This window comes from Candidatus Zixiibacteriota bacterium, from assembly GCA_040753495.1.
Classification (GTDB): domain Bacteria; phylum Zixibacteria; class MSB-5A5; order GN15; family PGXB01; genus DYGG01.
In genome coordinates this window covers 1-10,869 of sequence record JBFMEF010000133.1, presented here as the reverse complement: position 1 = coordinate 10,869, position 10,869 = coordinate 1, and the positions used below count along the sequence as shown (strand labels likewise).

The following is a 10,869-nucleotide window of genomic DNA, read 5'->3' as shown; positions in this document are numbered from 1 at the left end:
GCTGCTGGTTGGAGGAGCGGCTTTGTACCTTGTAGCGCTTCTGGGAGATTGGCTGTTCAAGAAGGAAAGTATGGGCGGTGGTGATATAAAAATGGCGGCGATGCTGGGAGCATTCCTGGGGTGGCAAAAGGTGCTTTTGATGTTCATCGGAGCGGCGGTAATCGGTCTGGTTATGGCGATAGTCTGGATGATGTTATCGCGCCGGGTGCGCCGCAGCCGCATGATTCCCTTTGGTCCCTTCCTGGCAATTGCGGCGGTGGGGACGATTCTTTTCGGCGACCGCTTGATTTCATTCTATATCAACCACTTTTTGCAGATGTAGTCAAAGCCAGGACTTATCAAGTGCGAAAGCATGGCGGCGGTAACTGGGAAATCAGATGAAGCTCAAATCGAACGGATTTCGCCACGAGATACAATTAGGTCTGGCGCTAATAATTCTGGTGCTGGTGGTACTGAATATCGCCTCCCATTATGCGCTTTACCGCGCCAAGGAATCGCTTGCCGACCGCAATCTTGATGTTTTGTCGGAAGCGGCAATTCAGGTGGCGAATCTTTTAAATGAGTCCGGCGGTGCCCCCCTTTCTCCCCAAAATGAAGAGGAAGTTATTGATGATTATGACCTGAAAGCAGTGCAGGTCTTGCCTCTCTATTATGAGACCGTACTGGAAATACAGCGGGGGGAATTTACCGACACCAATTTCATAAGGCTGGGGCGGGAGATTAACGCTGGTCAGATGGCGCCCCTGCTTAAGAACCATCCGGTGACACTTCACACCAGCGGCAATCCCGAGACTCTTTTCCTGTTTCCGGCGGAGAGTATGGGGTCGAAATATATTATTGCGATTAGTCGGGAGGATGCCCTTCTGGCGTCTCTGGAAAGCGCCGGAAAAGTGCTGGTTCTCTACGGCGTCCTGGCGGTCGCGGCAATACTTTTTATCTCTGTCAAGTTTGTGCATCTGATTATTAGACCTTTTGACCGGCTTCGGGAGGAGGCAGCCAAAAGCGGACGGCTGGAGAGTTCTGAAGGGGATGAAGTCGCCGGTCTGGTGCGGTCGTATGAAAAAATCATAAGTGAAATGAGAGCCAATGAGCAGGAGCTGGTGCGCCTCAATGATATCATCCAGAAGCGGGCAGCCGACCTGGAAATATATAATAATCATATACTGCATTCGATTCCATCAGGAATAATAACCCTCGACATTAAGTGCCGCATAATAACCGCCAACCGCTCGGCCGGACAGCTTTTAAATGTCTCTGAAACCGAATTGATAGGCACTGATTACCGCACGGGGCTGGCTTTTTCGCAAGGACTAAGGGAGGCGCTGGAGAGATTCCAGCAAGGAGAAAAAGTCAATCAGGAAACCGCCATTATTACTACTTCAGAGGGAAACAGCCGCACGGTGCAGGTTTCCATATCTCGCCTGAAAGATACCGCCGGCGAAGATATCGGGGCCGCCGTCATTTTCAATGACCAAACGGAATTTTTGAAGATACGAGACGAGCTGGAAATAAACCGCCGAATGGCTCTTCTGGGCGAAATGTCGGGGGGACTGGCGCATCAACTGAAGAATTCGGCAGCGGCGATGGTTGGTCTGGCGCGGCTAATTATCAGAAAAGGGGGAAGCGACGAATCGCTCAGAGAGAATAGCCAGATGCTTCTCAAAGAGGCGATGGAAACGGCCGAACTGGTCAGCCGTTTCCTCGATTTTTCGCGACCGATGCAACTGCAGATTAAGGAATTCAATATCAGTGACGTCGTTGAAGAACTTGTCAGGGGATTGCGCGAAAAATATCCCGAAATTCTGATGGAAGTCAACTCGAATACGGCCGGAGAAGCGGTCATCAGAGGGGATGAACTTCTTCTGAAGCAGGCGCTACTGAATTTAGCAGACAACGGCTGCAAGGCGGCGACAGTTTCCGGTGGAAAGGTGGAGATAGATATCTGTGACCAGGCCGGGGCTCTCCTCCTTATTGTCCGTGACAATGGTCCGGGAATACCGGAAGATTTGAAGGATAAGATTTTTACTCCGTTCATATCGGGGACCCCGTCCGGTACCGGGCTGGGGCTTCCTCTGGCGATGAAGATTGTCTCCATTCATGGGGGAGGGATTTCGTTTGAGTCCCACCCTCATCGCGGCACCGAATTCCATATCAGACTTCCCAGGAGAACGACCGGAAATCCGGTTAAGCCTCACGAAAGAGCGGCTCTTCCTGTCTGACAAAACTATTGCCACCCAGAGCGGAATTTCCTATATTGCCGGCTGCAATTTTAGGAGGTATGATGATTTCTCCCAATGACTTTCGAAAGGGACTGAAGCTGATGTTCGAAGGGTCCCCCTATTATATTGTCGATTTTCAGCATGTCAAAATGGGCCGGGGGAGACCGCATGTGAAAGCCAAAATGAAACACTTAATCACCGGCCAGGTGATTGAAAAGTCATTTCTGACTACAGAGAGTTTTGACCCGCCCGATTTGGAGATGCGCACTATGCAATATCTTTATGTCCAGGGCGATGAATATACTTTCATGGATTCTTCAAGTTATGACCAGGTGACTATTGACGCCGAGCATCTGGGTGAAGGTCGATGGTTCCTGATGGAGAATCATGAATACAATATTCTTTTCTTTGAAGGCAAGCCGATATCGCTGGAGCTTCCGGCCTCGGTGGTCCTGAAAGTGACGCAGTCGGAACCGGCGGTAAAGGGGGACTCGGTTTCAAATATAATGAAGCCGGCAACCTTGGAGACGGGTCTTCAGATAAAAGTCCCTCTCTTTGTCAAAGAAGGGGATATGGTCCGGGTAGATACGAGAACCAGCGAATATCTGGAACGGGCTACTTGAGACAGCAGACGGCGGGCCTTCTTGGCGTCGATGAATCCGGTAAGGGGGATTTCTTTGGTCCACTGGTTATAGCTGGGGTGGTAGCGGATGAGGAAGGGGAGAAGATACTCTCAGGGCGGGGGGTCAGAGATTCCAAGCTGATTGCCGACAACCGGATAATGGAGCTTGCTGAATGGGTAAAGGACAATTTCCCGCACGCCGTTGTGACAATAGGACCGGAAAAATATAATGAGTTATATGCGAAAATCAGGAATCTTAATCGTCTTTTAGCCTGGGGGCATTGCCGGGTGATTGAAAATCTGGCGGAGAAAGAAGCAATTGCGCAGGCGGTTTCTGACAAATTCGGTAAGACTGAATATATCGAGAAGGCGTTGATGGAGAAGGGAAAGCAGATCCCCGTCCGGCAGCAAGTCCGGGCGGAGTCCCTGCCGCAGGTAGCAGCGGCATCGATACTGGCGCGGGCGCAGTTTGTAAGATATCTGCAGCAGTTGTCATCGGAATATCGAATGACTCTTCCCAAGGGCGCCGGCGAGCCGGTCGATAAAGCGGCGGCGGAATTTGTTAGAATACACGGAAAAGAGGCGCTGGCAAAAGTTGCCAAGGTACATTTTCGCAATTTCAGCAAATTGGCGACCGGGTGAGCGGAATTATAGAGATGATTTTGCCGGGGAGCGGAGACTCGCTCCCCGGTTTCATTTTAGTCCATGGTAACTGATTAGAGATTTGAGGGGGGCGCAATTTCGCCGACAATCTGGCCACCCGGATAAGTTACGGAAGTGGCATCGATTGAATACTTGACCAGTCCGGCGCCGGGGGCATACCAGTAGCGGTTCACCATGCTACCAGAGCGATTTTCAACGCAGACGCAGTTGCGATAGATATTGCCATCTTCAAGTTGAATATCTTCAATGGCAGTAATCATAAAATAATTGGAGCCGAAGGTCGGATAGTTCTTTCCGACAATGCCACCGGAGTGGTTGTTCCCACCGGGAAATGTAGTCGTATCTTCGTCTTTCTGTCCATCACCCAAATCATCGATATAGTTGTTGGTATCGCCGAGAGAGAGTTCAGTCGGGTCGAAACGGAGCCAGTATCTGCCGACCTCAACCGGCGCTTCCAACAGTTTTTCCGGAAGAGAAAAAGGAGTATCATAATAATAAAGGGCATTATTGCGAATCTGCATAAATCCGGTATCAACATAAGTGGGATAGCTTAAGTCATAGGAAAGCCAGCGATATCCCTGTTGACCTATCAAGGTGACCGGATTTCCAATGAGAAACCGTTCCCTCAACTGATTCTGATTAGCCTGATCCTTGATAACGAAGTCGACCGCCTTTCCGGTTTGCAAAGGAAAGTAGAAAGAGACATCGTCTTCAGCGGAACCGCCTCCGGAATAGAGCGTGCTATCTTCGGAACAGCCGATAAGCAAGGCGGTGATGGCGGTCAAAATCAAAGAAAAAGCCAGACTATGATGAAATCTGAACATTAATCCTCCCCCTCGCACGAAGCGAGTTTAGGTATATTGGAGCAGTTACGGCGAAAAACCATAACCTTGAAGATTTCAGGCAGAATTGAGCAAGCGGTATGCCGGTGTTCGGGGCCGAAGACAAGTTATTGTCTTTGGAGGAATTAACAACAGGACAAAGAAGGCTTGAAGGGAAGGGGGCGGGAATATTGTAGGGAAAATCCCTTGAAAAGAGGGAGGCAAACCTGTCGGGGAAAGGCAATAGATGCTAATGAATCAGGCCAATTTGCCGAAAAGTAGAGTACATATAACTTTTTGTCTAATAAACAATTGGAGCCTGGAGCGTGGCTGTGTCACAGTTCATTCTTGATTCGCTTTTTACGGTCATATTCGTGTCATTGTTCGGTCTGCTGGTAAGAATGAGAGAAAAGATTTTCTCCGAAAATAAGTCAAGTTTCAATTATGCCCGAGCGGGTCTGGCGACTCTGGCGTTGGTGTCGCTGGTTCAGTCGGCGCACAATCAGAATCTCTTTGAACAGATTCCTTTCCTTTCTGAACCGGTCTATCTGGAGCTGATTCTGGTAATTGGTATGGTGACCGGAGTCACGCTGATGCTGGCGGGAATCTCTATCTGGGTGCCATCCCGGAAGGCGGCGAAAGCCGAGGATATCAATACTGAAAGCCGCCTCACTCATCTCGAACGTATCGCCGATGAAGCTGAAAATCAGCCGGATATAACATCGTTTATTCGCAAATTGCCACAGCAGTTATCGGGGCAGGCCGGTTTCAAGGCGGCGGCCGTGATTCGTTTGAATAGCCGGTGCAATCAGATTATCAGTTGTGACGGGTTGGATGAGAATCTGAAGACGCGATGCGACGAAATGATGAGAGAGAATACCGTAAATAGCGCCGAAACAATTCTCCATAAAGTAAATCCTTCCCATGCCGTGATGTTGAGAACAGGAAGTGGGATAATCGGGGCGCTGATAGTCTGGGATGCCGAGGAGAAAAGAGGTGAGGAGAAAGAAGGGGCAATATTGGAGCTTCTGGGAAGGCGCCTGGCTTCGAGGATAGAGCATAAGAGGATTCGACTGCAGTCACAATTCGAGCAGAAATCGCTGGAATACCTCAGGCAGATGCGGGCGCTGGTGGAGAATCGCGCCGAATTGAAAAATCTGATAAGAGGATTATATACTCTCTTCAATAATGCCGTCGGAGCGGAATTCTTCATTCTGTCGGTTCCGGATAAAAGCCCCTGGGACCTGCGCCGCTATATTGCCGGAATCAACGGCAACATACTTCAGAGCGGGGTGACCACGACGGTCAGGGAGAGAGATTTCCTGGCGCCGCTTATTCGTCAGCGGAGAAGCCTGGTTATAAATGACATAACCAAAATCCCAAGTGAGCAGGTTGATATTTTGATAGCGAGTTGCGGGCAGAAATCAATCATGGCTGTCCCGATAGTCAGTAATGGACGATTGATAGGGATAGTGACCATAGGGCATCCCAAGCCGGGTCGATTCGGACATAAGGAGCTGGAACGGTGCGAAATGCTGGCGGCGGCGATGTCGCCGGCGCTGGAAGAAGAGTTTCTGCGGATGGTTACTTTTGACCGGGACCGGTTTCTCAATGGAATCGGCTCCCTTTGCCAGACGCAGGAATCGGCCACCGATATTGATTCCTTCCTGGCGGCAGCGGCGGCAATTCTCGCCGAGAATGTGCGAACGACTATGATACGGGTGACAGTTTTGAACAAAGAGCGGGACCATCTGATTACAAAAGCGATACAGACAGCCCGTCCATTTCCCGGGATAAGAAACGGCGAGGTGGCTCTCTCTCAAGAGCTGATTCCGTGGCACTGCCTGGTTATAAGAGAGAATCGGCCGCTTCTGATAAACCAGCAGGATGGAGAATCGCGATTGGATACGGCCGAGGCGGAGGGGCTGGCGTTCGGGGAGGTGCAGTCGGCAATTATAATGCCGATTGCCGTTAACGGGCTGGTTTACGGAATAATCACCATGGCGGAAATGCGTAACTGGAACCGTTCGCCGCTGGATGCCACGGCGCTGACTTTTGCGCGAGCCGCCGCCGCGGTAATGGCGCAGGGAATAAAAGCAACACAACTGAGCCGGGCGCTGTTGCTTCCGGGGAATGAACGCCTTCAAGGTGCGCCGTCGACCGGTAAAGATTTTTACCAGGAGCTGAAAACACCGCTGAGTCGAATTCAGGGCTCAATCGATTTGTTGAAATTACGGGGGTTTGAAGAAGCTGAGGATTCGCAGAAAATTCTGGAGGCGATGGAGAACTCGACCAATCGGCTCATTTCGCTGATTAACGAACGATAATACGAGTAGACAACCGGATTACAGGCGAGAGCATATGAGTTACAAGATAAAAATCCTCAGTGAGGCGCAGTATGAAGAGCTGGTCTCGAAACGAGACACCGCCCTCTTTGATTCCTCGATAAAATTATATCTGACGACAATCCTTCCCGGTTTGTTTTACTCGGTCACCGACAAAATTCTCAACAGCCATGATGAAAGGTTTCTTTATATCCCGACTGAGATGCTGGAGAGCCCAATTTATCCTGAAGTTTTTGAAGACCTGGTCTATAAGAGATTTGAGTTGTATCGCGAGCCGATTGCGGTGGATGGGCGGAAGTTCTTCCCTATAGGGGTAGAGGGAGTGGTGGTTGGGGGAGTCCTGAGCGACAGCCGTGAGCAGATTGAGGGGGAATGGCACAGATTTCTGGACAAATTCTCGGTATCAGAGTATTTCAATCTGATATTTGATATCAATGACCGTCTTGCCGGCGGGGAGGCGATTGCACTGCAGGTCTTACAGCAGGTATCGACCGAGCGCTCGCCGGACCAGTTTCTCCGCTCTCTTCCCAGCTGGATGGTGGAATTCCTGGGGGGAGGAATGGCGGCGTTCTATTACAGCTCCGGGGAGCAGTTTATCCTGCGGAGAATGGCGGGCCAGATTGGACATTATGAGGAAACACCCCCGGTTCTTGATGGAGATGCGGCCAAAGAGATAAAGCTGAACCTTACGGAAGGGAGGTTATTTGTCCCCTCCGGTGCCGTTCCAAGCTATGCGACCGAACTGTCGGCGCCGCCGGGAGTGCGTTTTGCCCTGAGCGGCAAGATCGGCGATACCGAATATCTCCTCAATGGGTTGATACCAAATATCACATCGTACTCAGTGGCGTTGTTCTTTTCCCGTCTGCGGCATATTCTGAATGGATTAAGTCCGTCGCACTTTGCCCAGACTCCCGACTGGAGAAGAATCTTCTCAATAGTAAATGACATCAATAGCACCGGTCGCTCGCGTCAGGACCTGATGGAGTTCCTATTGCCGACTCTTAATGAATTTATGGCGGTCAATCGGTTGTCTATCGGCAAATATTATCAGCTGGAAAATCGTCTGGAGATGGAAGGGGTGGCGACCCTCACCGGCACCTCAAGTTATGGCCGTCTGAGCAATTTTCGAATAGCGGGAACCGGCTTTGAGAAGGTAATTGAGACCGGGCGATACTATTTCCGCGACAATCTGGCCGTCAATTTCTCCAACAACATCGAAAAGCAATTATATCAGGAAGGAGTGCGCTCGACTCTTCTGGTTCCGATTATGAATGGCGACAATATCCTGGGAATTCTGGGTACAGGCTCCCCCATGAGCGATAATTATCTTTTGCGTCACCTGCATATCATCCAGACACTGGCCGATTATCTGGGGAAAGTTTTTGTCATTGCCGAAAATAAACGCTCCATGGACCTCTATATCAGGCAGTTGGAGGAGATGCAGGTCCAGATGACTATTCTGGAAAATCTGCGGACGATAGGAGAGCTTGCCGGCGGCGTTTTCCATGACTTGAACAATATTATCGGGGGAATTCTGGGACGGAGCCAGATAATCGCGAATCGTCTCGAGGGCGACTTCAGCCCCGAGAAAAAAGCAAAGATTGAAAACGACCTTCGCATTATCGAGCAATCGGCGGTTGATTCGGGAGAAATACTGAATCGTTTGCGGCAGCTATCCCGTCAGAAACGTGAGCAGAAGAAAGTCGTTACCGATATAGAGTCGTTAATAGAAGATACCCTGGAGATGATTAAACCGCGCTGGCGTCGGATAAACGAAGAAAAGGGGCAGAAAGTTGTTCTTACGAAGGAACTGGAGCCGGATGTGAAAGTTTTGGCGGACCAGTCGGAACTGCGGGAGGTCTTTACCAATTTACTTCTCAATGCGCTGGACGCCATTCCAGAAGGCGGGGAAATAGCCGTTCGCTCCCGAAGCAAAGGCCCCGAAGCGATAGTGACATTAAGCGATACTGGTATAGGTATCCCACCGGAAGTTATGGACAAGATTTTTGAGCCATTCTTCACGACCAAGGGAGAAAAAGGGACCGGTTTAGGTTTGGCGATTACTCAGCGGATAATCAAAGAACATGGAGGACAGCTTAAGGTGGAGTCCATTCCTCAGAAAGGAACAACCTTTACAATCATACTCCCGTTAGCTGAACCTCAGAGGGCATTCGGAATCATAGGAGAGAGCCCCGAAGGAAATGCCGGCGCTACCCGAAAGAAGCGGATACTGATAATCAGCGATTCCTCTTCTTTTCGCGGGGAGCTGTCTGAGGCGCTGGTGCAGTCACATTATGAGGCAATCTCCGTTGATGACAGCGAAGAAGCGATTCGAATGTCCGCCAGTCAAAAATTTGACTTGCTGATAATAGACTATGACCGCAATGGCGGGTTTGATTTGGACTTTCTGGCGCGGATAAAAAGTTTCGACCATAAGGTAAAAGCGATTCTGGTAAGCAAGCGGGATTTTGGCGCCAGCATACAGGAGTTAATGTCCCGCGGAGTGGATAGCCTGATAACGCTGCCATTTACGCGGGAATCTATCGTGGAGACATCAGATAACCTGTTGGGGCGCAGCCAAGCCTTGTAAACCTCATATCAATTGTCTGGCAATCGGTTTCAAGGGGGGCAAATCAATCATGAGATTTTTGCTATTGCTTTTCCACAGCGGCAGTATATATTAATGGAAATTCTTCGGGGTGAGGTGAAATTCCTCGATCGGCGGTGACAGTCCGCGACTCCCGCCAAAGCGGGACTGAACCGGTGGAACTCCGGTACCGACGGTAAAGTCCGGATGGAAGAAGAGCGCGATGCTATAGTTGCATCCTATCTCTACGCCCCGATATAGATTGGGGATTTTTTATGGCCGAAAAGGCCGATGAAAGATTTATGCGGATGGCGCTGGAGTTGGCGCGCCAGGGGCAGGGGGAGACTTCGCCAAATCCGCTGGTGGGGGCGGTAATAATCAAGGACGGGAAGATTGTTGGCAAGGGATATCATAAGCGAGTAGGCGGGGCTCATGCCGAGATAGAGGCGCTTCGGTCCGCCAGAGAAAATGCCCGTGGCGGCACGCTCTATGTGAATCTGGAGCCCTGCTGCCATTACGGTCGAACTAATCCTTGCACTGATGCTATCTTAGAAGCGGGACTTAAAGAAGTAGTTTATGCCATAACCGACCCCAATCCACGTGTCAGGGGGCAGGGGGCGAGGCGACTGAAGAGCGCCGGCGTGGCGGTCCGTTCAGGCGTGTTGGCAAAGCGTGCGGAAGAACTGAACGAAGTCTATCTGAAATATATTCAGACCGGGCTTCCTTTTGTAATATTGAAAACGGCGCAGTCGTTGGATGGGAGAGTCGCCACGGTTACCGGAGATTCGCGCTGGATTTCAGGTGAGCCGGCTCGAAAGTTCGCTCATCGACTCCGGGCAGATGCCGATGCCGTGGCTATCGGGGCGGGGACATTGCGCGCCGATAATCCGCAATTGACAGTGCGTCTGGTGGCAGGGCGGAATCCGTATCGGATAATCATCGCAAGGAACATAAGATTTTCGCCATCGTTACATCTATTTGCAAATAATCAGGACGGTAAGACAATCGTTGCGACCGGAGAGGAAGGAGCCGCAAGACTGCGAAGCAAGGATTTAATTGTCTGGCGGATGAGAAGCGCCCGAGCCGGAATAGTTCTGAAAGAGGTGCTGAAACGGGCCGGTGAATTCCAGATCTCTTCTCTGCTGGTGGAAGGGGGCGGGCGACTGGCGACCTCTTTTCTGCGGGAACGATTGGTTGACAGGCATTATGTCGTGATTGCGCCAATGACCATTGGACGGGGGATTGACAGTGTGGGTGATATCGGGGTGAGGAAACTCCGCCAGAGCATCCAATACCGTAATCCCAATTTTACCCTTTGCGGAGAGGACCTGCTCTTCTCCGGATATCCGGTGAGAAGTTAATGTTTACAGGAATAATTGAGACAGTCGGACATCTGCGGCGAATCGCGCGTCGAGGTGAGTATCTGACGCTGGCGATCACCCCGAATAAGCCATTAGAAAATGTAATTTTGGGAGAATCGATTGCAGTTGATGGGTGCTGTCTGACAGTTACGCGCTTTGACCGGAGCGGATTTGATGTAGAAGTCTCGCCGGAGAGCATCAGGTCAACCATTATTGGCGGGTATAAGACCGGGCGTCAGGTCAATCTGGAA

Annotated in this window: 9 protein-coding genes and 1 riboswitch; of the genes, 8 read left to right on the top strand and 1 reads right to left on the bottom strand. The window is 50.6% G+C overall.

Annotation, left to right across the window (positions count from 1 at the left end; all coding sequences use genetic code 11):
• The 4 genes from AB1690_08770 to rnhC form a co-directional block, all read left to right on the top strand.
• On the top strand, positions 1–322 hold a 322-nt coding region (locus tag AB1690_08770), incomplete at its 5' end, for an A24 family peptidase (protein ID MEW6015401.1).
• A 55-nt stretch (positions 323–377) separates the two neighbouring features.
• Positions 378–2,219: an ATP-binding protein gene (locus tag AB1690_08765; GenBank protein MEW6015400.1), complete on the top strand. Its 1,842-nt coding sequence runs from the start codon at positions 378–380 to the stop codon at positions 2,217–2,219.
• 59 nt (positions 2,220–2,278) lie between these two features.
• Positions 2,279–2,842 (top strand): elongation factor P, encoded by a 564-nt coding sequence (gene efp / locus AB1690_08760; GenBank protein MEW6015399.1) that lies wholly within the window; start codon positions 2,279–2,281, stop codon positions 2,840–2,842.
• Positions 2,839–3,483 carry a ribonuclease HIII gene (gene rnhC / locus AB1690_08755; protein ID MEW6015398.1) on the top strand — a complete coding sequence of 215 codons (645 nt, stop codon included), beginning with the start codon at positions 2,839–2,841 and terminating at the stop codon, positions 3,481–3,483. Before efp ends, rnhC begins: the two co-directional genes overlap by 4 nt.
• A gap of 74 nt (positions 3,484–3,557) precedes the next feature.
• On the opposite strand, the gene AB1690_08750 is transcribed toward rnhC, so the two are convergent.
• Positions 3,558–4,328, bottom strand: a complete 771-nt coding sequence (locus AB1690_08750) for a hypothetical protein (GenBank protein MEW6015397.1) — start codon at positions 4,326–4,328, stop codon at positions 3,558–3,560.
• Positions 4,329–4,657: 329 nt separating this feature from the next.
• On the opposite strand from AB1690_08750, the gene AB1690_08745 reads away from it, so the two are divergent.
• The 4 genes from AB1690_08745 to AB1690_08730 form a co-directional block, all read left to right on the top strand.
• Complete coding sequence (locus AB1690_08745) at positions 4,658–6,652, top strand: GAF domain-containing protein (protein ID MEW6015396.1); 1,995 nt, start codon at positions 4,658–4,660, stop codon at positions 6,650–6,652.
• A 34-nt stretch (positions 6,653–6,686) separates the two neighbouring features.
• Entirely contained in the window at positions 6,687–9,260 is a 2,574-nt protein-coding gene (locus AB1690_08740; GenBank protein ID MEW6015395.1) for an ATP-binding protein, read from the top strand.
• A 96-nt stretch (positions 9,261–9,356) separates the two neighbouring features.
• Positions 9,357–9,480, top strand: a riboswitch (FMN riboswitch).
• A gap of 52 nt (positions 9,481–9,532) precedes the next feature.
• Positions 9,533–10,618 (top strand): bifunctional diaminohydroxyphosphoribosylaminopyrimidine deaminase/5-amino-6-(5-phosphoribosylamino)uracil reductase RibD, encoded by a 1,086-nt coding sequence (gene ribD / locus AB1690_08735; GenBank protein MEW6015394.1) that lies wholly within the window; start codon positions 9,533–9,535, stop codon positions 10,616–10,618.
• A partial coding sequence (locus AB1690_08730; protein MEW6015393.1) for a riboflavin synthase occupies positions 10,618–10,869 on the top strand: 252 nt, incomplete at its 3' end. The genes ribD and AB1690_08730, both read left to right, overlap by 1 nt.

Excerpts from the sequence above, each read along its gene's own strand:
- AB1690_08765 (MEW6015400.1), top strand. The coding sequence starts at position 378 with ATGAAGCTCAAATCGAACGGATTTCGCCACGAGATACAATTAGGTCTG.
- efp (MEW6015399.1), top strand. The coding sequence starts at position 2,279 with ATGATGATTTCTCCCAATGACTTTCGAAAGGGACTGAAGCTGATGTTC.
- AB1690_08750 (MEW6015397.1), bottom strand. The coding sequence starts at position 4,328 with ATGTTCAGATTTCATCATAGTCTGGCTTTTTCTTTGATTTTGACCGCC.
- AB1690_08740 (MEW6015395.1), top strand. The coding sequence starts at position 6,687 with ATGAGTTACAAGATAAAAATCCTCAGTGAGGCGCAGTATGAAGAGCTG.
- ribD (MEW6015394.1), top strand. The coding sequence starts at position 9,533 with ATGGCCGAAAAGGCCGATGAAAGATTTATGCGGATGGCGCTGGAGTTG.